Origin of the sequence: Bradyrhizobium sp. TM102 (assembly GCF_009176685.1) — a bacterium.
Classification (GTDB): Bacteria; Pseudomonadota; Alphaproteobacteria; order Rhizobiales; family Xanthobacteraceae; genus Bradyrhizobium; species Bradyrhizobium ottawaense.
This window is the reverse complement of record NZ_AP021855.1, coordinates 6,711,869-6,736,078: the sequence shown is the minus strand read 5'-3', so window position 1 is coordinate 6,736,078 and position 24,210 is coordinate 6,711,869. Positions and strand designations below refer to the sequence as shown.

Genomic DNA, 24,210 nt, shown 5'->3' with positions numbered 1-24,210 from the left:
CGCAGGGCGAGACGGCATTCTTCTTGCTTGCATCTGGCCGCCGCAGCGATCAAGACGTCTGTGGCAACGCCTCAAAGCGTTTTCGAGCGAAGTGGATACCGGTTCGCGTGAAGAAAACGCCTCAAGACCAGAGCATGCAAGCACGGAGTGTTTGAGTGAAAGCCGTCCATACCGAACTGCACCGCAGCCACGATCCGCAATTCTTCCTGGTTCGCGGTGTCGTCAAGCGCACCACCGAGCAGCCGGAGCGCGCCGACCGCCTGCTGAAGGGGTTGAAGGACGGCAAGCACCAGCTGGTCGAGCCGACCACATTCGGACAGGGCCCTCGCGAGCGCATTCACAGTCCGGAATATCTGTCGTTCCTGAGCGAAGCCTGGGACGCCTGGACCGCGCTCGGCGATTCCGGTCCGGAGATGATCGGCAACATCCATCCGGTGCGCCACGCTGCGACCTATCCGACCCACATCGTCGGCAAGCTCGGCTGGCACACCGCCGACACCGCGGCGCCGATCGGTCCGGGCACCTGGGCTGCGGCCTGCGCCGCGACGGATGTTGCGGTCACCGCCGCGCAGATGGTGATGGATGGTGAGGATGCGACCTATGCGCTCTGCCGTCCGCCCGGTCATCACGCCTATCGCGACATGGCCGGCGGCTTCTGCTTCCTCAACAACAGCGCGATCGCCGCGGCGCATCTGCGGCAGAAGCACGAGCGCGTCGTGATCCTCGACGTCGACGTCCATCACGGCAACGGCACGCAAGGCATCTTCTACGCCCGGCCCGACGTCTACACGGTGTCGATCCACGCCGATCCCATTGCCTACTATCCCTATGTGTGGGGCTATGCCCATGAGCGCGGCGAGGGGCCCGGCCTCGGCACCAATCTCAACATCCCGCTCGCCATCGGCACCGGCGATGACGGCTACATCCAGGCGATGGACGTGGCGCGCAAGGCAATCGAGTCCTTTGCGCCCGGCGCGCTCGTCATCGCGCTCGGCCTCGATGCCTCCGAGCATGATCCGCTCAAGGGATTGGCCGTCACCACGCCCGGCTTCCGCCGCATCGGCCAGGCCATCGCCAGGATGGGCCTGCTGACCGTGTTCGTGCAGGAGGGCGGTTATCTCTCGGATATTCTGGGCGCGAACCTGACCTCGGTGCTGGCCGGATTTGAAGAGGCGCGGTGAGGGATCTTCACCTCTTCCCGCGTTGGTCGTCATGCCCGGGCTTGTCCCGGGCATCCACGTTCTTCGAGCGTGGAGCAAGGCGTGGATGGCGGGACAAGCCCGGCCATGACGGCGAGAGTGATCTAAACATCCCGCTCGCCGCGAGCGCCTTGCAGACGTGCTGCATCTCGGTCTCGTCGGCGACCATGTCGAGCATAATAGTGGTCAGACCCTTGGCCGCAAAGTCCTTCAGCTTCGCGCCGATCTCCTGGTAGCTGCCGACGAGATAGGGACAGTCGGCCTGGAAGGTCAGGAACGGCAGTAGCCAATAGCCATTGTCCCCGAGCTCGCCGCTCTGGCCGGCATAGAGATGCCGCTTCCACACGGAATCGGTGTTCTCCATGGTGAGCACGAGAAGCTCGCGATCGTCAGGGTTGTCGCGGAAACGCAGTTTTGCGGCCTGCCGCGCCTCCTCGCGTCCCTCGCGGGCGAAGATGCCGAAATTCATGCCGGGCGCGTCAAGGCCGCGATCGAGATCCGGCGGCAGCATCTGCATCTTGATGCAGCCGGTCTCCTTCGCCACGCGCTGGGCCGCCTCGGATTGCCCCGCGATCAGGAATTCGGGCATCAGCTCCGCCGGCAGGCGCGGGCGAAGCTGCAGATGGTGCGCACGGTAGAAGCGGCCCGCGAAATTCACCGGTCGCGGGCTCGCCAGCAACTGCCGCATCAGCCCCACGAATTCTCCGAGCCTGATATAGCGGTCGGCATGCGACTGGTCGTCGCCGAGCCCCTGCAAGTCGCTGACCGCCGTCCCCGTGATCATGTTGAGATAGACCTTGCGGCCGTGAAGCTGCGCCAGGGAGGAGACGAATTTCGCCGCGGTGAACGGGTGCATGTAGACCGGATTGACGGCGATCAGCGGCGAAGAGCGCGTCGTCGCAGCCATGATGTGCTGGGCCATCGCCCAGGGCTCGACGAACACGTCGTTGCCTTCGAACAGCAAAATGCCTTCGAAGCCGTTGCGGTCGGCGAACTCAGCCACCCGCATCAGCTCGCCGATATATTTCTGGGGGTCGCGGTTGCGCGAAATCGCGGGAAAGACGCGCAGCCGCGGCGGCGTCATTCAGCCGCTTCCTGGAGCGGCCAGGCATTGCGGCTGATGGGAAGGCCACCGTTCGCACGGGAGCCGTCGGCGATCGCGAGGCGATGCGAGGGCGAGGGCGAGCACAGCGAGAAGCGCCAGCCGTCGGGATCGTCGGCGATATCGGGCTTGAAGCTGATCTCGATGGCCTCGCGCGAGACCTGCATCGCGAAAGCGTCGAGCGGCAGATTGAGCCCAAAGCCCCTGGCCTTCAGATAGGCCTCCTTGAGCGTCCAATAGTCGAAGAAGCGCTCGGTCGCCGCGGGCTCCGGCAGTCCGCGCAGCGTTTCGACCTCCTCCGGCGCAAAGAAGCGGAGCGCGGTGGATAGCGGCGCCACCCGCCGCGACACGGTTTCGACGTCGACGCCGACGGACTCATGCCTCGACACCACGCAGGCGACGCAGCCGTCGGCATGAGACAGGCTGAAATGCAGCGCGCTCGAGGTCGCGGGCGCTGCGACAAACGGCCGCCCATAGCGGCCGGCTGCAAAGGACCAGTCGGACGGCGCGACGTTGGAGGCGATCTGCGACAGCGCCAGGCGCAGCATCGCATGCGCGAAAATATATTGCCGTCGGTGCCGCTCGAACATGAAGCGATCGGCCCGGACCCGTTCGTCGACCGAGAGCAGCCGTCGGCACGCCTCGACCGCGCCCGGTGCGTCAATGGACTCGATCAGTCCGACAAAGAGTTCAATTCTGTCGTCCGCCATCAATTGGGCCTTTTGCGTCAGGCCGAGGGATGATCCCCGGTCCCGACGGAAGAAACAACTGAGCAAGAATCAATCAAGCGGACCGCTTCTAGCGGTCCACCCGGGCGAATTCTTGTCGATTTGCAGGCCGGTTTACAGGCGCAAGCTTGTGCGAGACCTTAACTCGACACGCGAGCGGCCCATCCCCGAAAAGCGAAGCTTGAAGATTCGTACGGCGTCCCGGCCGACGAATCTTACCTCTTCTTCTTCTTGGCTTTCTTCGAGCCGCCAAGCACCGAAAGGCTGGCGTCGACGTCCTTCAGCGCGGATTGGAGTTTCTTCTTCTCGGCACCGAGCAGCTTCTGGAGGGCCTTGCGGTCCTTGTCGCTCAACGAGGTACCCTTGGTAAATTTGATGAAACCCATAACACTCCCCCGGTTGAAAATAATCGTCCAAATCAAAACGCCGGAATAATCTTGCGCGACGACGCCAAATAATCAAGATGCAACTTGGTCATGCACAGCTTTGACGAGTGAACCCGTATTCGTCCGTGATGTCATCCGCTCACGCCGCGTTGCGCGCGAGTAATCCGTCGAGCGGCGTGTTGGGCTGGGCGACCGCGGCCCCCAGCAGCGCAACGAGATCCTCCATCCACGCGCCGACCGTGCGGCCGTCGAGCAGCTCGCGCTTGTAATTGCATGAGCCGGTGATGCCGGTCGGGCGCTCCTTGAGCATCAGCGACAGCCAGGTCTGGTCGATCGGGAGCACCGGCTGACCTTCGCGTGCGATGTTGCCGATCGATCCTGTCGTGAGATCCGGCAGATCGAGCGGCTGGCGCAGCGGGTTTTGCAGCGTGAAATAGACCTGGAGCAGCAAGGCCGGATCGATCCCCTCCCGCTCCAGATGGTTAGCCAGGATGTTGAAGGGCAGCTCTTGCCGCGCATGCGCGTCGAGCACGCTCTGGCGTACCCGCACCAGCGCCTGCGTGAACGACAGCTCCGGCGTGATCTTGGTGCGGACGATCACCGTGTTCTCGAACGGGCCGACGATTCGGTCGGTGTCCGGCTGGGCGCGATTGGCCATGGCGGTGGCGATAGAGATGTCGGTGCGACCCGTCCGGGCCAGCAGCAAGGCCTTCAGACCGGTGAGCAGGCACATGAACAGCGTGCAATTGTGCCGGCCGGCGAACGCCGTGAGCCGGCTGAGCAGCTCACGATCCAGATTGACCGGATGATGCCCGGTGGACGCGCCCGGGCTCGATTCGCCGTCGAAGACAGGGACCGCGCCGCGCAAATTTTCCGTCCAATCCGCCGCCTGCCGGCGGGCGGCGTCCGTGCCGCACCACCAGCGCTGCCAGCGTGCGACGTCCGAAAAGGCCGGGGGCGGCTTCGGTAGCGGTACCGACGGATATCCGGCCAGCGCCGCATAGCGGCTCGACAATTCCTCGAACAGCACGCCGATCGACCAGCCGTCGACAATGGCGTGATGCAGCGTCAGCAGCAGCACGTGATCGTCGTCGTGGAGCCGCAACACCCGGGCGCGGAGCAGCGGCGCGCGCGACGTGTCGACCGGCGTAGAGGTCTCCTGTTGGATCAGAAGATCGATCTTCCGGAGCTCCAGGGCCTTGCGCCGCTTGTTATTGTGAGCGTGACCGTCGCCGATCGTCTCGATGGTCAGGACACGGCCGAGGGATCCGGGTGCGGCGATATGGCTGACCGGCTCCTCGCCGTTCCAGCCGAACGCGGTCCGCAGCGATTCGTGCCGGCGCACGAGGTCCTCGATCGCCTGTGCCAAGGCGGCCGCATCGAGCGGACCCTGAAGACGGAAGGCGAAGGGTAGGTTGAACAGCGGCAACCCCGGGAGGTTCTGCTCGATCCGCAACATCTGGTCCTGTGCGATCGAGAGCGTTGGCCCGCCGCTGTCGGCCCGGCTCGCTTCAGCCAGGCTCGTCACGCTTGCGACAGGCTTGCGCGGCGTCGCCGCCATGGCCTGGTCGACCCGCCGGGCAAGCTCCTCGATCGTCGGTGCCTCGAAGATGGTCTTGATCGGCAGCGACACGCCGAGCGCGCGGGCGATGCGCGCCATCGCCTGGCCCGCCAGCAGCGAATGGCCACCGAGGTCGAAGAAATTGTCGGTGACGCCGAGGCTTTCCACCTTGAGCAGGTCGATCCAGATGTCGGACAGCACCTTTTCAGTAAAGCGCCGCGCCGGCACGGGCGCGTCCGGTCCGGGCGCCTCGTGCTGCGTCGGCGCCAGCAGTGCGGACCGGTCGATCTTGCCATGGGCATTGAGCGGTACGTGATCCAGGAACAGGAATGCGGACGGGATGGCGTGGCCCGGCAACCGGCTCTTCAGGAATTCGCGCAGCTCGCTGGCGCTGATCCGGCTGTCGGGCTTTGCGACGATATGGGCGATCAGCCTGACGTCGCCGCTCGCCTCGCGGCGCGGCTCGACGATGCCGGCCCGCACGCCCGGATGGTCGGCCAGCGCGTTCTCGATCTCCTTGAGCTCGATACGGTAGCCGCGGACCTTGACCTGATGGTCGGCGCGGCCGAGGCATTCGATCGTCCCGTCGGCGCGGCGACGGGCAAGATCGCCGGTGCGGTAAAGCCGACCGCCTGGCTGGCGCGAGAACGGATCGGGCAGGAAGCGCTGCCGGCTCTGCGCGGGATCGTTGACATAGAAGCGGCCGATGCCGGCGCCGCCGATGCAGAGCTCGCCGATCACGCCGACCGGCTGCGGCTGCAGGTTGGCGTCGAGCACGTAGAGCTGGGTGTTCGGCAGCGGCGCGCCGACCGGAACGTTGCCCGTCGCGGTCGCCGGCGCTTTGGTCAAGCGGTGCAGGGAGACGTCGTCGGAACATTCCGACGCGCCATAGGCGTTGATCAGCGGCACTTTCGGGCAGCAGGCGAACCAGGCCCGGCAGAGCTCGACGGGCAGCGGCTCGCCGGTCGAGATCAGGAGGCGCAATCTCGCAAAGGCGCGCTGGACCTGCGCCTCGTTCATCCGTTCGACGATGACGCGCAAGAGCGATGGGACGATCTCGAGCACCGTGATGCCTTCGCGTTCGATCTCCCGCGCCAGCAGGATCGGGTCCTGCACGATCGCATTGTCGCAGACATGCACGCGCGCGCCGACCATCGGCCCCGCCAGGAACTGCCAGACCGAGATGACAAAGCTCTGCGGCGCGGACTGCGCGATGACGTCCCTGGCGGAGAGGCCGAGCTCGGCAATCAGCGAGGCCAGATGGTTCGACAGGCCGCGCTGCTCGATCATGACGCCCTTCGGCGCGCCGGAGGAGCCGGACGTATAGATGAGATAGGCGAGGCCGGAGGCTGCGCGCCGTACCGCACGGGCCGGCTTGGTCGATCCCGAGGCGATCGTATCTTCGAGTTCGGCCACCGGGATGCGCTCGACCAGCGGTTCGAGCAGCGCGCCGACCATGGGTGACCGCGCGCGGCCGGTCAGCAGCATGCGGGCGCAGCTCGATCCGAGAATGGTCGCGAGCCGCGCCGGTGGAAGATCGGGATCGAGATTGAGAAAGGCCACGCCCGCGCGCTGCACCCCGATCATCGCGGCGAGCAAGTCGGGGCCGCGATCCGCAAGCAAGGCCACCACGCTCTCGGCACCGATCCCTTCGCGCACCAGCCAGCGCGCAACCGACCGGCTGCGGCGCGCCAGCTCGCGATAGCTCAGGCAGGTGTGTCCGTCCGTTACCGCGATTGCGGTCGGCGTCGTCCTGGCCTGGCGGTCGAAGCGTTCGCTCACATTGCCGCGGGTGGTGAAATTGGCCGGCACGCCCCGGCCTGTCGCCAGCAATTGCCGGCGTTCGGCCTGGTTGAGGAGCGGCAGGCGCGAGATGCGCTGCTCCGGATTAGCGATGGCAGCCTTGAGCATTGTCTTGAACTGCGCGGCCATGCCGTCGATCGTCGCGGCGTCGAACAGGTCGGTGGCGTATTCGAAGAAGCCGGTGAAGTGGCCGTCGGCCTCGACCAGCTCGAGCGTGATGTCGAAGCGCGCCACTTTCGGATCGATCTCCAGCCGCCGCGTCGAGAGGCCGGGAAAGCGTGCCGCCTCGATCGAGGCGTTCTGGAGGATGAACATGATCCGGAACAGCGGATTGCCGTCACTGCGGCGTGCGATCTGCAATGCGCGCAACACCTCCTCGATCGCAAGGTCCTGGTTGCGGTAGGCATCGAGCGTGACCTGCCGGACCCGCCGCAACATCTCGCCGAAGCTCGGGTCGCCGCCAAAATCGTTGCGCAGGATCAGCGTGTTGGCAAACAACCCGATCAGGCGCTCGCTCTCGATCTGGTTGCGATTGGCGATCAGCGATCCCGTCGCGACGTCCTCATGCCCGGTGTGGCGGAACAGCAGGCACTGGAAGACCGCGAGCAGCGTCATGAAGGGCGTGACGCCCTGATCCTGGCTCAATGCGCGGACATCGCCCGAGAGAGCCTTGGAGAACGCGAAATAGTGGCGAGCGCCGTGACCGCTCCAGGCCTCCGGCCTTGGCCGGTCGGTCCGAAGCGGCAGCGTGGTGACGCCGTCGAGCTGGCCTCGCCAATAGTCGAACTGGTCCTTGGCTGCCGGCGTCTGTGCCCAGCTCTGCTGCCAGAGCGCGAAGTCGCGATATTGAAAAGCTGGCGCGGGCAGGGCCGCCACGCTCTTCTTGTGTGCGGCGGCATAGTGGGCGGCAAGCTCCTCCCAGAACAGGCGTTGCGACCAGCCGTCGGTGACGAGGTGATGGACATTGACCACCAGCGCATGGCTCGTCCTATCGAACGACAGCAGGGTGACTTTCAGCGGCGGCTCGCGCGCCAGATCGAACTTGTATTGCGCCAGCTTGAGCGCCTCGCGCCTGATCACTGCGGCCCGCTTGTCGGCAGGACAGGGCTTGAGCTTGATCCGCTCGAACCGCGGCGGCGATTGCAGCACGAGCTGCGCCGGTTCGCCCTGCCGCTCGATGAAGACCGAGCGCAGCGCCTCGTGGCGTGCGCAGATCGCCGCAAGGCTTGCCTGAAGTGCGGCGACGTCGATCTGGCCCTTGAGCACGGCGACTTCGACGACGTTGTAATTGTAGCGGGTCGGATCGAGCCGCGAGAGCACGTACATCCGCTGCTGCTGGAACGAGAGCGGCGCGTCTGCTTCCGTCACCTGCCGCCAGGCCGGCAGTGCCGCCCCATGCCGGCTTGCGGCGGTATCGATCCGGGCTGCAAGCGCGGCGACCGTGGCGCAATCGAAGATGTCCTCGAACGAGAAGTCGATGTTGAAGCGTTCGCGCAGACGAGAGCGCATCTGCGTCACTGCGAGCGAATCCGCGCCGAGCGCGAAGACGTCCTGATCGACGCCGACCTGCGGCAGCTCCAACAGGCCGGCCCAGATCGCGGCGAGTTGTGTCTCCAGCGCGGTGCGGGGCAGCCGCGCCTCGTCGCCGTCCTCCGGCTCGGCGATCAGCTCGGCCAGCGCGTTGCGCTTGACCTTGCCGCTGCCGCCTTTCGGCAGGGCTGCCACGCTGCGGATCAAGCTCGGCACCTTGTAGGCAGCGAGCCGCTTGCGCGCGAACTGGCGCAGGTGATCCGAGGTCGCCTCGGCATCCGGTCGCAGCACCACGACGGCGGCGACGTTTTCGCCGAGCTTTTCGTGCGGCACCGCGAACACGCCAGCCTCCAGCACGGCCGGATGGCTGAGCAGGACCTCTTCCACCTCGAGCGGCGAGATCTTCTGCCCGCCGCGGTTGATGACGTCCTTGATGCGGCCGACGATGAAGAGATAGCCGTCAGCGTCGAGATAGCCGAGATCGCCGGTCCGGAACCAGCCGTTGCGGAAGGCGGCCTGCGTCGCCGCCTCGTCGTTGTAATAGCCGCGGCTCACGTTCGGTCCGCGCAACATGATCTCGCCACGCTCGCCGCTCGCAAGTGCGCGGCCCGTCTCGTCCATGATGGCGATCTCGGGGCCGGCAGCGCGCCCGACCGATCCGACCTTGCGCAGCTCGAACGGGTTGGCTGCGATCTGCGAGGCCGCTTCGGTCATGCCGTAGGTCTCGAGCACGGGAACGCCGAACGTCGCCTCCAGCCCTTCGAGGATCGTGGGCGCGAGCGAGGCCGAGGCCGAGCGGATCACGCGCAGCGACGACGATCGGGCGCGGTCCGGGTCGGATTCCGCCGCCGTCAGCAGCGCGCGGTGAATGGTCGGCACGGCGGTGTACCAGGTCGGTTGCAGCTCCCGCATCCAGCCGAAGAAGGACGGTGCATCGAAACCGTCGGTGCAGATCACGCTGGAGCCTGCGGCCAACGCCGTCAGAAGGCCGGAGATCAAGCCATGGGCGTGAAACAGCGGCAGGACGTTGAGCAGGCGATCGTGAGAGGTGAGCGACAGCACGCGGCCGGCATTGGCGGCGGACAGGCATACATTGCGATGCGTCAGCGGCACCATCTTCGGCCGCGCTGCCGTGCCCGACGTCAACAGGATGAACGCATCGTCGTCGCCGCGCGAGGCGCCCCCGGTCGCCGCCGGCCCGACCGTCGGACCGATGAATTTGCAGCCGCCCAGATCGTCTTGCGGTCCCGGCACGAAATCGATCACCGCGATATCCAGCGCCTTGGCGACGTCGCGGCTCGCCGAGTTCATGTCGGCCCGGGTCAAGAGCGCGGTCAGCTTCAGTTCGCTGAAATAGCGCTGCAGCTCGTCCGCGGTCAGATCGGGATTGACGGGGACGCAGGCGCCGCTCGAGGCAACCGCGATCAGCGCCAGTGCGCTGTCGGCGCCGCGCGGCAATGCAACCGCAATCCGGTCGGCAGTGGTGATGCCGAGCCGGCGCAGCGTGTCGACAAGATTTTGCGTCACCTCGCCAAGCGCGCCGTAGTTGAGGACGGGCCGACCCGGGGCGAGGAGGGCGGGTGCCGCTGGCGTCTTGCGGGCGTAGAAATCGAGAACGCCGCCGATATGGGCGAATGTCTTGGTTTCGGCTGCCGTGCCGCTTGATTCCTCCGGGGCTGGGAGTGTGACGTCCGACAATTCCGTTCCCTTTTGATCCGATTGAGCTATTCTTCCAAGAAGTCAGGGAACGCGTCCAGTCTGAGGTGAAGTTTTGGCCGCAAAATCTGTGGTTGAGGGGCCCTAAGCCCTTCGACGGAATTATGGTCGGGCGGAAATCACCATGCTGGAGAATGAGCCGGACACGGGAACGGATGGCGGGCTGAAGCGCTGGCTCGAGGGCGTCGGCCTCGGCCATTACACCGATCTCTTCGCACAGCACCGTCTCGATCTCGACGTCATGGGCGACCTGACCGAATCCGATCTGGTCGAGCTCGGATTGCCGCTCGGCGATCGCAAGCGGCTGCAGCGGGCGATGGCGGCGCTGTTCCAGGCGGAAACGGCCGAGGCGCCCGCGACAATGGTGCCGCAAACCCGCACCGAGGTCGGCGCTGAACGGCGTCAGCTCACCACCATGTTCTGTGACATGGTGGATTCCACCTCGCTGTCCGTGCAGTTCGATCCGGAAGACGTCCGCGACATGATCGCGAGCTTCCGCGAAACCTGCGTCCGCGTGGTCAAGCATTACGAGGGCTTTGCCGCCCGTTTCGTCGGCGATGGTATCCTCGTCTATTTCGGCTATCCGACCGCGCATGAGGACGATGCCGAGCGCGCGGTGCGCGCCGGGCTCGAGATCGTGCGATTGCTATCGACCGCACGCGCGACCGAGCTGCGCGGTGGGCTCAGCCACGCACCCGCCGTCCGCATCGGGATCGCGACCGGCCTCGTCGTGGTCGGCGACCTCGTCGGACAGGGTACCGAAGAGCGCGACTCCGCGGTCGGAGAAACCGTCAATCTCGCCGCGCGCCTGCAGGGCCTCGCGCCGCCCAATGGCGTGGTGATTTCCTCATCGACCCAGTCGCTGCTGAAGGGGAAGTTCGACTACCGCAATCTCGGGGTCCACGCCTTGAAGGGGATATCCGAGAAGACGCAGGCCTGGCACGTTGTGCGCGCCTCGCGGGTGGAGACCCGATTCGCCGCCGCCATGGGCACGCGACTGACGCCGCTCGTCAACCGTGAGGAGGAGATCGCGCTATTGATGGGCCGCTGGGAGCAGGCCAAGGATGGTGACGGTCAGGTCGTGGTCAAGTTCGGCGAGCCCGGCATCGGCAAGTCGCGCATCATCCAGGAGATATTCGAGCGGATATCGGGCGACCGGCATGGACAGGTCTCGTTCCAGTGCTCGCCCTATTACACGTCCACTGCGTTCTATCCGTTCGCCGAGCAGCTCAAATTCTCCCTTGGCCTCGACCGCGAGGATGCCTCCGCGCTGTCGCTGGCGAGCCTGGAGAGCGCGATTGCCGCCGCTCATGGCGACATCGAGCAGGTCACGCCGCTGTTTGCCGCGCTGTTGTCGATACCGACCGGCGACCGCTATCCGCGGCTCGACCTGTCGCCGCAGCAGCAGAAGGATGCGACCGTCGGGGCGCTGGTCAATCATTTCCTCGGCCTTGCGCGCGAGATGCCGCTGGTGATCGCGTTCGAGGATCTGCACTGGATCGACCCGACCTCCCGCGAGGTGATCGATCTCCTGGTCGACCGGGTGCAGAACCGGCCGATCCTGGCCATCATCACAGCGCGGTCCGAATTCCAGCCGAGCTGGAACGCGCATTCGCACATCACGACGCTGGTGCTGAACCGCCTGAGCCGGCAGCTGCGCACCACGCTGGTGGAGCGCGTCGCCGGCAGAGAGCTGCCCAAGGAGGTCGTCGAGGAGATCATCGTCAAGACCGACGGCGTGCCGCTGTTCCTGGAGGAGCTGACCAAGACGGTCCTCGAATCCAACCTGCTGACCGAGCGGCATGGGCGCTACGTACTGTCGGGCCCGTGGCGGCAGCTCGCGATCCCGGCAACCCTGACCGACTCGCTGATGGCGCGGCTGGACCGGATGGGGCCGTTCAAGCGCATCGCGCAGATCGGCGCCACCATCGGCCGCGAGTTCTCCTACGAGACGCTGCATGCCGTCGCCAACACGCCGGCCGAACAGATCGAGGCGGCGCTCAATCATCTGGAGCAGGCCGGGCTGATCATGCGACGCGGTCTTCCGCCCGATGCGCTCTACTCCTTCAAGCACGTCATGATCCAGAACGCCGCGCATGCGAGCCTGCTGCACAGCGAGCGGCGCAAGCTGCATTCGCGGATCGCCCAGGTGCTTGCCGAGATGTATCCGGAGAAGACCGAGCGCGAACCGGAGCTGCTCGCCCATCACATGACCGAATCCGGCCAGAGCGAGGGCGCCGCGAGCTTCTGGCTCAAGGCCGGCAAGCAGGCGGCCAAGAGCGGTGCCAATCTGGAGGCGATCGGCCATCTGCGCCGCGGTCTCAGCGTCGTGCAGGCCAATGCGCGGATGCAGGGCGCGGACGAGATGGAGCTCGAGCTGCGCATCGCGCTCGGCAACGCGCTGATCGCCGCCAAGGGCTACGCGGTCCAGGAGGTCGAGGAGAACTACATCCGCGCGCTCGAGCTCGGCCAGCAGCTCGACGACGACGAAAAGATCTTTGCCGCCACCCGCGGCCTGTGGGTCTGCCACTTCATCCGCGCCGATCTCACCCGCGCGCACGATCTCAGCGTCGAGCTGTTGAAATTCGCCAAGCGCGAGCGGCTCAACGAGCGGACGCAGCCGGCGCAGCAGACCGGCTATCTGATCGAAGCGCACCGCTCGATCGCGATGACCATGCTCTATCGCGGCCGTTTTGCAGCTTCCCAGCATCATCTGCACCGCTGCATCAATCTCTACAGCCCCGATCTGCACTCCGATCTGATGGAGCGGCACGGCACCGATCCCGGCGTCGTCTCGTTGTCCTATCTCGGCTACCTGCTGTGGTTCCTCGGCCGGCCCGACGCGGCGCGCCAGCACAGCGAGCAGGCGATCGCGAATGCCGAGAAGATCCGCCATCCCTTCACGCTCGCCTTCGCGCTCGTGTTCGGTGCGTATCTCTGCCAGCATTTGCGCGACGTCGAGGGCACGCGCGACCATGCCAACCGCGCCATGATCATCGCCACCGAACATAATTTCCTGCACTGGAAGCAGCAGGCGGCGATCCTGCGCGGCTGGGCGCTGACGCAACTCGGCGAGGCCGACGAAGGCCTCAGCCAGATGCGCTTCGGCCTCGACGAGTACGAGGCGATGGATTCCTGGCTCGCCGGGTGCTGGTTCCGCTGCCTGCTTGCGGAAGCCTACGCCAAGGTCGGGATGCGCGAGGCCGCCTTGCGCGCGCTTGACGGTGCGCTCGCGACCGCGCGGCGGACCGGCGATCACTCCTATCTCGCCGAAGTCTATCGCCTGCAAGGCGAGATCACGCTGTCGGACGGCGACCCGGCCTCGGCCCAGGAGGCCGGCGATCTGTTCGCGCTGTCGCTGGAGACCGCGCGCAAGCAGGGCGCGCTGTCCTGGGAGCTTCGCACGGCCGTCAGCCTCGCGCGCCTGTCGCATCAGGCCGGCAGGCGCGAGCACGCGAGTCTGCTGCTCGTGCCCGTTGTCGGCAAGTTCAGCGAGGGCTTTTACACCCCGGACCTGAAGCAGGCGGTGCAGCTCGTCAACGAGCTCGGTGCGGACGCGCCGGTCCGCGAACGCGCCGACCCCTGACATGAGTGATCTTGCCGCCGCGCGAGCGCGTTACGTCGAGCTGATTGCAAAGCGCGAGCGGATTGCCTCAAAGCGCCTGCTCGAAGCGCTCGTTGCCGTCCCGCGCGAAGACTTTCTGCCGAGGGGCCGCTGGCGCATCAAGAGCGAGGCGGCGCGCAGCTACCGGCTGACGCCCGATGCGGATCCGGTTCATCTCTATGACAACGTGCTGGTCGCGATCGACGCGCGCCGCAAGCTCGACACCGGGCTGCCGAGCTTGTGGGCCCATCTTATCGACGTGCTCGACATCAAGGAGAAGGACCGCGTGGTCCAGATCGGCTGCGGGCTCGGCTATTTCACTGCGATCCTGTCGAAGATGGTCGGTCCGAAAGGGCGCGTGATGGCGGTCGATTGCGACCAGCGCCTGGCGTTCCGTGCTGCGAACTATCTTCGCCCCTATCGCAACGTCATCATGTTTCATGGCGATGGATGTGAGGAGATCCGCGAGCCCGCTGACGTGATCATCATCCACGCCGGCTTCTCACATCCGCATCCGCTCTGGCTCGAGGCACTTCGGCCGCGCGGCCGCCTGTTGGTGCCGCTGACCCAGCGGGACCGTGAAGGCGCCGCCCTCAAGATCACGCGCAAGGGCAGGGGGTACGAAGCCGAGGCGGTGCAGCAGATCCGGATCTTCCCCGGCCACGGCCGCGGCACGACCGCGCTCGACGACCGCGTCGCCGACTGGTGGCAGCGCGCCTCAGCTCTGGCGCCGCTGCGCTTTCGCGGGATCGAGCAGGGACTGCCGTCGGATGGCTAACGCTTCGTTTCATTTTACCTTGATTGCGAATGGAAGTATCCAACGCACCCCGACGCCGCTATGAGTACGGCCTGATGGCCATTTGAGCGCGCTCCATGCATTCCGTTGCCCTGCTGACCGCCAGCTATGCCAAGGATATCGAACGCTTTTCGCTGCTCAGCGAGAGCATCGATACCTGGCTCACGGGATACACGCGGCATTATGTTCTCGTTAACGATGAAGACGTGCCGTTGTTCGAGCGCTTCGCCTCCGACAAGCGGGTCATCGTTCCGGCTTCGCGCTACTTGCCGAAATGGTTGTTTGCGCTGCCGCCGGCGCTTCAGTTCATCAGCAAGCGCCGCGTCTGGCTGTCGCTGCTGTCCTCGCCGGTGCACGGCTGGCACATCCAGCAGATCCTGAAGATTGCCGGCGTCCTCAACGCGCCCGAGCAGCGCATCTGCATCCTGGATTCGGACAATCTGTTCTTCCGCGAATTCGACGTCGGGCAATATGCCGGGGCTGAGAAGACGCCGCTGTTCGTCACGCCGAAGGACATCGGTGCTGACCACCCGTTGCATGGGCTGTGGCTGCGCACCGTCGATCAGCTGCTCGGCATCAAGAACCGCTCCTTCCCCGCCGACGATTATGTCGGCAATGCGTTGGTCTGGGACAAGGACACCGCGCGCGCGATGACTGCGCAAATCAAGTCGGCGACCGGCTTGAACTGGGTTCTGGCGCTGTGCCGGAAGAAGAAGTTCTCGGAATATCTGATGTACGGCCATTTCGTCGCGAACTCGCCCGGGCATCTTGCCGCCCATCGGGTCACCGAAGACAGCGTCGCGGTCTCGCATTGGGACGACACGCCGCTCGACCGCCCGGCTATCGAAGCGCTGATGCGTGCCGCCTCGCCCGAGCAGGTCGCGCTCTGCATCCAGTCCTATTCGTCGACCTCGGTCGAGGACATCCGCGATGTGTTCCGCCTCAGCTCGCGCGATCGCCGGGCTCCGAGCCTGTCGCCCGAAGATATGGGAGAGGCGGCCGAGTTCGAGGTGAAGACGCGCGGCTAAGCTCGCGCGTTCAGGCATCCTTCGTGAACTTGCTGATCACGTCCATGAACGGCTTCGGCTTGAACTCGCCGTCGAGCGGCAGGGGGCGGTTCGGCTGCTTGTCCGCGCGGGCGAAGGTGCCGTTGATCCAGCTGTAGCGGTCCGAGAGACCCCAGGTCAGGATCGAGCGCACCGGGCCGCTGGTCGAAATCGCCGTCAGCAGGTCGTTGACGCGCTTGGCGACGATGGCGTCGCGCTCCGCCGGGCTTCCGGTCAGCTTCTGGTCGTCGACGTCGAGCTCGGTGACATACACCTCAAGTCCCCACGAGCGCAGCTCGGTGACGAATTCGGCGAGCCCATGGGTGTCAATCTCGAGCTCGGCATGCAGATGCGATTGCAGTCCGACGGCGTGCAGCGGAACGCCCTGGTCGAGCAGGTCCATGATCAGATTGCGGTAAGCCGCGCGCTTGGCAATGAAGGAGTCCTTGGCCGACTCGATGTCATATTCGTTGATCGCGAGCTTGACGAACGGATCTGCCGCAGCCGCCGTGCGGAAGGCCAGCGGAATCCAGCCTTGACCGAGATGCTGCGTCCAGAACGTGTCGCGCCGGTCCTTTGGGCTGCGGGGATTGTCCGGGATCGGCTCGTTGACGACGTCCCACGACGTCAGCTTGTCCTTGTAGTAGGAGACGACGGTGCCGATGTGGTCGACATAGGCGCGCTCGACGCCGCGGGTGTCCTTGATCTGCTTGGCCCAGTCCGGAATGTCGTGATACCAGGCCAGCGCGTGGCCGCGCATCGTCAGATCGTTGTCCCGCGCAAAATCCAGAATCGCGTCGGCGCGCTCGAAATTGAACGTGTGCGCATTCGGCCGCAGCATCGGCCATTTCAACTCGAGCACCGGGACGACCTGGGTGCAATAGGTGCTGATGGCTTCGCCGAGCCTGGGATCGGCTTGCAGGTCCCAGAGCGTGGCCGCTGCGCCGAACCCCGGACGGCGCTGCGCCAGTTTCGACGCCGGCGCCGCCGACGCGGATGCGCCCGCCGCGAGTGCTGCGGCGCTGCCGAGGAGAAATTCGCGTCTGTCGAGCCTGGTCACTTCAGTCCTTTTCGAACCAACGCACCATCGTACCAAGCGGCGCCTCGCGACGCCGGGGTTTCGGCTTGTTGGGTTAACCTCTGCCGCTTGGAAGTCGGTTCCTTTTCGTGATCGCGCCTTGCCATTCGAGGAAGGGCAAATTTAACGCTAACGCGCGAAAGCGGCTTCAAGGCTTCATTCGCCGCCCGATCTGCAGACTTATGTGACACTCTTGAGCGATGCTGCGGCGCATTCGCTCGCCCCGCCAAGGTCCCATTTAAGGCCACATTCAAGGCCCCATTGATGAACGGCCGCCACACTCGCAAGACCGTTGCCGGTCCCATGCTCGCATGCTGAACCGCCATTTCTCGATTTATCTCGTCGCCTACATCCTGCCTGCGGCGGTGGGCTTCTTCGCGGTCACGGCCTATACGCGGCTGCTGACGCCGGCGGAGTACGGCGTCTATGTCGTCGGCATCAGCCTCGCCGGCATTCTGGGTGCGATCTTCTTCGCCTGGATCAAGCTGTCGGTGTCGCGTTATCAGGCGATGTCGGCGGAGGTGGATTTTCGCGGCCCGGCGATGGTGGCTTTCGGGCTCACGGTCGCGGTGCTCTGCGCCACGACCCCGCTGGTCTTCCTGTTCCGCAGCGACCTCAGTGTCGAGCTGCTGCTCGCCAGCATGTTCGTCGCGATCATGGCCAATGCGGTCGATGTCGGCCAGGAGTTCGAACGCGCCAAGTTGCGACCCTACCGGTTTGCCGCGATTTCGATCGTGCGCAGCGTGTCGAGCGTCGGCTTCGGCCTCCTCGGCATCTGGCTCGGCTGGGGTGGATTGGGCCTGCTGGCCGCGTTCGGCCTGGGGTCGCTCACCGGCATCATCCTGAACCTCGTCGGCGACCGCACGAAGATTGCCCGCTTCCAGCGCAGCCAGTTCATGCAGCTCGCGCGCTACGGCTTGCCGCTGACGCTCGCCGGGCTTTCCGTCGCAGTTTATTCGGCCTGCGACCGGCTGATTGTCGCCTATCTGCTCGGCAAGGACGCCGCCGGCATCTTCGGCGTTGCCGCCGACCTGCCGCGCCAGTTCATGGTCATGATCGCCTCCAGCGTCGCCGCGGCCACCGTGCCGCTGGTGTTCCGGTCATTGTCCGAGAACAGCAAGGAGACGACGCGGGAGCGGCTGACTGAAAGTCTCGAGCTGCTGCTCGTCGTCGTCACGCCCGTTGCGATCTGGCTCGCGCTGGCAGCGGATCAGGTCGCCGGCACGCTCGTCGGCGTCGACTTCCGCGCCGGCGTGTCGGCGCTGCTGCCGACCCTGGTGCTTGCCCGCTTCTTCGGTATCGCCAATCAGTTCTACGTGCAGATCAGCTTCCAGCTGGCCGAGCGGCCGTTCATGCTGGCGGCGCAATCTTTCCTCACGCTGGTGGTCGGCGTGGTCCTGATGTTCGCGCTGGTCGCCGGCTACGGCCTTTACGGCGCGGCGCTGGCGACGCTTGCGACCGAGGCGCTCGGCTTCCTCGTTGCCGTCGTCCTGATGCATCGCGCCCACCCGGTCCCGTTCGACCTCGGCCGCCTCGCCGGTATTGCGGCCTCCGCTGCGGCGATGGTGGCTGCGATCCTGGCTGCGCGGTCGCAAGCGGGCGGCACCGGCTTCGTGGCGCTCGTCATCGTCAGCCTCGCCGGCGGCCTTGCCTATGTCGGAGCGGCCTGGCTGCTCAACGTCGCCAATGTCCGGACGCTGTCGCTGCGCTTCCTGCGAGGCTTCAACCGTAAGGCTCTGGGCGTCTGACGGGCGTGTCCTCGCCGGCACAGCCGGACATTCTGCCGCAGTGACTGCACCTGGTTCGCGGCTGCAACCGACCTTCCGCCGGCTCAGGCCGTCGTATATGAGGGATTTGTCGCCGGACCGGGCCGAATATCGCCACAGACGGAACGTATGGCGGCTGCGATTTCTTAATTGAATGACCGCAATCTGATACATGATCGGCACGAGCGGGCCGGCATTTCGACCGAGGATGGCATGAAAAACCGACTGACGACGGCGCAACCCACCAAGGCGATGCGGCGTCGGGTGCCTCCCGGAATCGTGACATTGGCGGCAATGGCGGTCCTGGCGGCGGTGGCGCCGGCGAGCGCGGCCAAGCAGGCGCGCCAGCCGGCCGAGGCGGTGGCCCAGCGCCAGGCCGGCGACCCCATCATGGCGATCGTGTCGATCAAGAGTCAGCAGGTCACGTTCTACGATGCCGATGGTTGGATCCTGCGCGCGCCAGTGTCGACCGGCACAACGGGACGCGAGACGCCGGCCGGCGTCTTCGCCATCATCGAGAAGGACAAGGACCACCGCTCGACCATGTATGACGATGCCTGGATGCCGAACATGCAGCGCATCACCTGGAACGGCATCGCGCTGCATGGCGGACCGCTGCCCGGCTATGCCGCCTCGCACGGCTGCGTGCGCATGCCCTTCGGCTTTGCCGAGAACCTGTTCGACAAGACGTATATCGGGATGCGGGTGATCATCTCGCCGCACGATACGGTCCCGACCGATATCTCTCACCCCTCGCTGTTCGTACCGAAGCCGGAAGCGATCGCGGCAGCGCCCAGGCAGGCCGACAAGCTCTCCGCCGAAGCCGACGAGGCCACAAGGGCTGCCGACGAGGCCAAGAAGGCTGCTTCCGCTGCCGCGAAGGAAGCTGCTTCGCTTCCTGCCGTTCTGCGCAAGCTGGAACAGCAGAAGGCCCGCGCTGACGCCGAGCTCGCCTTCGCCGACAAGACGCTCGCGAATGCCAAGAACGATCAGGCCCGCGCCAAGGCCGAGGAATTGAAGCAGAAGGCGGCGACCAAGGCCGCCGACGCGGCGACGCAGCTCGACGCCGCCAAGGCCGCCGCGCAGCCGAAGCGCGATGCCGTGGCCGCGACGAAGGAAGCCGCGAAGGCCACCGCGGCCAGGAAGGCCGACGCGGTGAAGGCAGCGACCGACGCAAAGCTCGCCGGTGAGCCGGTCTCGGTCTACATCAGCCGCTCGACGCAAAAGCTCTACGTGCGGCGAAACACGCATAAGCCAGCACCCGATGGCGGCGGTGAGGTGTTCGACACCAGCATCGAAGTCCCCGTCACGATCCGCAATCCCGAGCAGCCGATCGGCACGCATATCTTCACGGCGATGGCGAAGTCCGCTACGGGCCTGCGCTGGAGCGTGGTCACGATCGAAAACGGCGACGAGGCGAGGAATGCGCTCGACCGCATCACCATCCCGCAAGAGGTGTGGGATCGCATCGGGCCGACCGCATTGCCGCGCTCTTCCATCATCGTCTCGGACGAGCCGCTGAGCAGCGAAACCAATTACCGGACCGAATTCGTCGCGGTGTTAAGCGACCAGCCGCAAGGCGGCTTCATCACGCGCAAGCCGACCGCACCTGCCATGATCGCCAGCGATGACGGCTGGGACAACGGCGGTAACGGCTTCGGCTTCTTCTACCAGCGTGACCCCTACGTACAGCCGGCCAATCCGCGCCGGCAGCGCGGCCAGTACCAATATTATCAGTCGACGCAGCCGATGCAGGGAAGCTGGTGGTAGGACGCGGGATAGCCGCCCGGACGACCTGCAGTTACGGACGCGCTTCGATCACCACAGCCTGAATCTTGCCCTCCACCGGTCCGGCGCCATGACGCGTCCGGATCGCCTCGGCGACGATGTCGGTCGCGGCCTGAAGCGTGCTGGCATCCCTCGCCTCGATCTCGCCGCGCAGCGGCGTGCCCTGGCAAAGGGCGAGCGCGACATATTCGGGCGATGGCGCGCGGCTTGTTTCAGCTCGCGTCTCGATCGAGATTTCGCGGAAGCCGGCACGTTCGAGGTCGGCTCTGATGACGTCTCTGTCGTGATAGCCGTGGGGCGTGCGGACCATGAAGCGCGGCGGGTCGTCGGGAAACAGTTTGCCGAGCGCGACCGTCGCTTCATGCGTCAGCACATTGTCCTCGATCCGATCCCAGACGTTGAACACGAACGTGCCGTCCGGCTTCAGGACGCGCTTCACTTCCGCGTAAGCTCTGGTGCGGTCCGGAAAGAACATGGCGCCGAACTGGCAGCAGACCGCGTCGAACTCGGTATCACCGAAGGGCAGGGCCGATGCATCCGCCTGGCGCCAGCTGATGCGGTCATCGTCCTTCTGGCGCTGCGCGGCGACCGCGAGCGTGGGCTCGTTGAGATCGGTTGCTACGTAACGGATGCCGCGCGGCAGCGCCGCCGCCACGGCGCGCGTCACTGCGCCTGTGCCCGCGGCGATCTCGAGCAGCACGGAGGGCGAGCGGGCGGCGATGCGTCTTGCGATGTCCTCCGCATAGACAGAGAAGATCATCGGAACGAGATACTCGTCGTAGATTTTCGGAATCGAGCCGGCGAAAACCTTGTCAGTGTCGGACATGATTGCCTCGCTGAAGGTTCGGACACGGGCACATGCGAATTTCCCATCACCAGCGCCATGCGCTGGTCGGCAAACGCGCCAGCGGGCACGCATGCCATAGTCAGCCCGCTGAAAAAGAAAGAAAAAAAGAATTTCATCACGGCCCCCAAGCCGGGATCTGCAATATTTGCGAGAATAGCCGGCCGGGGCCGCAAGACAAACTCTATTTGAGCTTGGCCGGCGTCTCCTGCGGCTGCGCAGCTCTGAGGCAGGCAAGCAATCGCTTGCCGGTCGTGAGGATGGGTTTTGCCTGTTGGCGAAGTATTTGGGCCGGCGCTCGTCCCGCGACCACGGCGCGCGCGCCTTCCCAGTCGTCCTGCGCGTCGTTGAAATAAGATGTCAGCTTGTTGACGCCACCACCGAAAAAGAGCGCAAAGGTCACGCGGGAGGCGACGCTGGCATTGAACAGCAGGTCCGGCTCCTCTTCGAGCGGTTCGCCAATCAGTGCCGCATATTTTTGATAGTTGCCGCGGCCGGTCAACTGGATCATGCCTCGGCCGCGATAGCGCCAGCCGTCGGCCGGCTCCGTGTTTCCCATCTTGCCGCTGTAAATCCTGTTTGCCAGACCCTCGGGATTGTTGACGAACCGTGGCGCTTCGTCCTGGGGGATACGAAATACGGACGTCAGCCTTGTCGCGTTCCTGTAGACGAGATTTTCGGACAACATCCTGAAATCCCAGGTTTCGTAGGCCGCGGTGGCGAGAACATAGGCGAGCTGCCGCAGGTCAGTCAGCTCTGGATGGTGGTCCCATTCCCTGAGCAGCGCCTGCAGCGCATGGACCTGGAACGACTTCACCGGAAGTCCCGATCCGTCGGCGTAGCATCGGCTGATCGCCCTGATGTCGAGCCGCGACGGAACGTCCTGACGAGCATCGCCGAGCTCTCGATAGTGGTTCTCGATGGCGATCTCGTGGGCGGCCAAGTCGACCGTCTCATCCAGCTCGTGCGCGAGCAGGACCTGAATGCAATCCGCTGTCGCGCCGCTGCGATCGCTCTGGGTGAAGTCTCGCCCGGCTTCACAATCCCAAAAACGGCCGCTCTGCTTTTCGATGATCTCGCGGGTCTTGTCCGACATGGTCCATCCGAGCGGGAGCGGGTAGTACGGGTTGCTCAGTGAAGCGAGACGCAGATTCCTGACGATGCTGGTCTCCTGCGTCCCATGGACGTCGATCACGAAAGACTGAGCCGACAGCGCCCGCGCCGCACGGTTGATCGCGATGTAGGCCCGGGAGTCGCGTGTGTTCAGCAGCGCCTTGATCGGTTCGAGCATCTCCCCGAAACTGAACGAGGTGCGCTCGGGATAGCTGCCGCCTCCGAGCACGATCAGTTTGATCGAGACACGGGGGCTCGGCTTCGCTGCACCATCAGGCGCATCATCGGCGGACTTGTTGATCTCCGCGATGGTTCCCCGCAGCGAGTCGATCAGATCCATGGCCGTATCGACACCGGAATTCTCGAAATAGCCGCCGTCGACCAGCCGCATCTTGTCGATGCCGGGCGACGAAGGGTCCTTCGCCGTCACGCTGGCTGCGGGCGAGACCCATGGAAATCGCGCGCTGACGAACGCGGCGGTGCTCAGGGGAACGTTGATGGGACCGGAGTTGGGTGGCCCGCCGTCCGGCGGCTTGAGGGATTGGAAGAACGACAGCGAATCGACATTGTCTCCGTTCGCCTCCCTCCCGAACGTGAACGGTGAAAATACCACGCGCCGTCCGCTCGCCGCATCGGTTGCGTTGAGCAGCAGCGCCGGCCTGCTGCCATCCGCCAGCCAGTGCGCCATGAACGGCTGCTCCAGCGGCCCGGCCGTCGCGCCGGATCTCGTCGCGCTTTCGAGCGAATATTCGAGCGCGCGGGCCCGGTCGAGCGGTCCGACCGCACGGAAGATGAAGCGCTGGAGAAAGTCGCCGAACAGCGTCGAGGCGATGAGCGGCGAGAGCAGGTCGGCAGAAAGCGCCTGTCGAACGTACCGCTCGTTCGGTCCCGGCGTTTCGATCGCCGCGTCCAGCGGAGACTGCCGTTCGAGATAGCTGGCGATCTTGGGGCATGCCGTCTCGCCGGCCTCCTTCTGCGCAACGGTCGCAAGCGCCGACGAGAACACCGAAGCGCCGATGCTCCCGCCGGATACGCCGCTGATTGCGAACAGGTGATGGCGAAAGGCCGGACAAAGATCCTGCAGCCGGGCCAGGAAGATCGCGCTCTGATAGGCGGCGTAAATGCCGCCGCCGCGGGCGGCGACGACATAGACGGGATAGTCCTTGCTGAACTGATCGCGGTCGGGGCGGAGTGAGAGCCATCGTGTGAATTCGGATGTCGCCGAATCAAGGCCCGACGCCGGTGCCGGACCGTCCAGTGTCCGGATCCCGTGGTTGTCGTTGCAGTCGATCCAGGACAGGACGACCGCCAGGCCGAGAAACAGCGGCAACCACGGCATGCGCGAACGGACGGTAATGAGGCTCGCATAGGTACAGAACGCGGTGATGCAAACGGCGAAGAGCGCGAGGACGACGAAGGGCCCGAGCGCGCCGGCAAACCCCGTCGGCCCGACGGCGAAGATCGCGGTGGTGGCAAGGATAAGCCCAATCGTGCCGAGCAGGAACGATCGGCTGCGAAAGCGCTGAACGTAGGATGGGTCGGCCGCGTGCCCCTTTCCCACAGCGTACCAGAGGCAGGCCGCAAGAAGTGTGAGAAACAGGACTGCATAGCCGCTTCGGTGCAGCGACTGCCCGACCGAGATGGCGAGCGAGGCGTCGAACTTGTCGAAGGCGCTTCCGGGGGCGTTGTAGATCTCGTTCAGCTTGGCGTCGGCTTCGCCGAGCCGCAGCGGAATTGCGCCGAAGTGCCCGGCCGCACCTGCGATCAGCGGGAGCGCTCCCAGCACGATCGGTGCGAATCTGGCAGTCCAGTTGAACATCCTCGTCGGTTTGCCGGAGAGCCGGGCCCGGCTCTCCAGAACCACCATGGCGGAGCCGAACCATATCAGGCTGCCGACGAGAAGGAGCGTCAGCCACAGCAGGACGAGGCTCAGGAACTTCAGGTCGGCGTAGCTGATGCGATAAAGCTCGACGATCTGCGCCGGCAGCGACAGGATCGCAGAAAAGACCAGGCTGAGGACGACGAACCATTTGAGATTGCGGAGCAACCCAAAGACCTGGTCTCGGCTCATCTTGCGCCCCTGATGATATCCCCGTCGAGCGGACCTCCGGCCAAGGCGGTTTCAATCAGCGGACCCTACCACACAGGCG

13 protein-coding genes are annotated in these 24,210 nt (G+C 65.3%); 6 read left to right on the top strand and 7 right to left on the bottom strand.

The features are described from left to right. The first annotated feature begins 155 nt into the window (after positions 1–155). Positions 156–1,181, top strand: a complete 1,026-nt coding sequence (locus GDN70_RS31780; protein WP_152103505.1) for a histone deacetylase family protein — start codon at positions 156–158, stop codon at positions 1,179–1,181. A gap of 7 nt (positions 1,182–1,188) precedes the next feature. Here GDN70_RS31780 and GDN70_RS31775 read toward each other — a convergent pair whose 3' ends face one another. The 4 genes from GDN70_RS31775 to GDN70_RS31765 form a co-directional block, all read right to left on the bottom strand. Further along, positions 1,189–2,283: an LLM class flavin-dependent oxidoreductase gene (locus tag GDN70_RS31775; RefSeq protein ID WP_244625846.1), complete on the bottom strand. Its 1,095-nt coding sequence runs from the start codon at positions 2,281–2,283 to the stop codon at positions 1,189–1,191. Then, the gene (locus tag GDN70_RS31770; protein ID WP_028142226.1) at positions 2,280–3,011 is read right to left on the bottom strand and encodes a 4'-phosphopantetheinyl transferase superfamily protein; all 732 of its coding nucleotides are present in this window, start codon (positions 3,009–3,011) and stop codon (positions 2,280–2,282) included. Before GDN70_RS31770 ends, GDN70_RS31775 begins: the two co-directional genes overlap by 4 nt. Before the next feature lie 233 nt (positions 3,012–3,244). After that, the gene (locus GDN70_RS35275; protein ID WP_162832248.1) at positions 3,245–3,415 is read right to left on the bottom strand and encodes a hypothetical protein; all 171 of its coding nucleotides are present in this window, start codon (positions 3,413–3,415) and stop codon (positions 3,245–3,247) included. A gap of 139 nt (positions 3,416–3,554) precedes the next feature. Beyond that, complete coding sequence (locus tag GDN70_RS31765) at positions 3,555–10,007, bottom strand: non-ribosomal peptide synthetase (RefSeq protein WP_152103504.1); 6,453 nt, start codon at positions 10,005–10,007, stop codon at positions 3,555–3,557. Positions 10,008–10,149: 142 nt separating this feature from the next. On the opposite strand from GDN70_RS31765, the gene GDN70_RS31760 reads away from it, so the two are divergent. The 3 genes from GDN70_RS31760 to GDN70_RS31750 all read left to right on the top strand — a co-directional run bounded on the left by GDN70_RS31760 (position 10,150) and on the right by GDN70_RS31750 (position 15,453). After that, complete coding sequence (locus GDN70_RS31760) at positions 10,150–13,611, top strand: AAA family ATPase (RefSeq protein WP_152103503.1); 3,462 nt, start codon at positions 10,150–10,152, stop codon at positions 13,609–13,611. 1 nt (position 13,612) lies between these two features. Beyond that, positions 13,613–14,407, top strand: coding sequence for a protein-L-isoaspartate O-methyltransferase (locus GDN70_RS31755; RefSeq protein ID WP_152103502.1), 795 nt, complete (start codon positions 13,613–13,615; stop codon positions 14,405–14,407). 95 nt (positions 14,408–14,502) lie between these two features. Further along, on the top strand, positions 14,503–15,453 hold the full coding sequence (locus tag GDN70_RS31750; RefSeq protein WP_152103501.1) for a DUF6492 family protein: 951 nt from the start codon (positions 14,503–14,505) through the stop codon (positions 15,451–15,453). A gap of 10 nt (positions 15,454–15,463) precedes the next feature. On the opposite strand, the gene GDN70_RS31745 is transcribed toward GDN70_RS31750, so the two are convergent. Continuing rightward, entirely contained in the window at positions 15,464–16,531 is a 1,068-nt protein-coding gene (locus GDN70_RS31745; RefSeq protein ID WP_152103500.1) for an endo-1,4-beta-xylanase, read from the bottom strand. A gap of 329 nt (positions 16,532–16,860) precedes the next feature. On the opposite strand from GDN70_RS31745, the gene GDN70_RS31740 reads away from it, so the two are divergent. Next, positions 16,861–18,297: a lipopolysaccharide biosynthesis protein gene (locus GDN70_RS31740; RefSeq protein ID WP_152103499.1), complete on the top strand. Its 1,437-nt coding sequence runs from the start codon at positions 16,861–16,863 to the stop codon at positions 18,295–18,297. Between the two features lie 231 nt (positions 18,298–18,528). Beyond that, positions 18,529–20,085 (top strand): L,D-transpeptidase, encoded by a 1,557-nt coding sequence (locus GDN70_RS31735; protein ID WP_152103498.1) that lies wholly within the window; start codon positions 18,529–18,531, stop codon positions 20,083–20,085. A 31-nt stretch (positions 20,086–20,116) separates the two neighbouring features. Here the strand turns inward: GDN70_RS31735 and GDN70_RS31730 are convergent, their stop codons facing one another. After that, positions 20,117–20,929 carry a class I SAM-dependent methyltransferase gene (locus tag GDN70_RS31730; protein ID WP_152103497.1) on the bottom strand — a complete coding sequence of 271 codons (813 nt, stop codon included), beginning with the start codon at positions 20,927–20,929 and terminating at the stop codon, positions 20,117–20,119. Between the two features lie 202 nt (positions 20,930–21,131). Continuing rightward, positions 21,132–24,131: a patatin-like phospholipase family protein gene (locus tag GDN70_RS31725; protein ID WP_152103496.1), complete on the bottom strand. Its 3,000-nt coding sequence runs from the start codon at positions 24,129–24,131 to the stop codon at positions 21,132–21,134. Positions 24,132–24,210 lie beyond the last annotated feature (79 nt).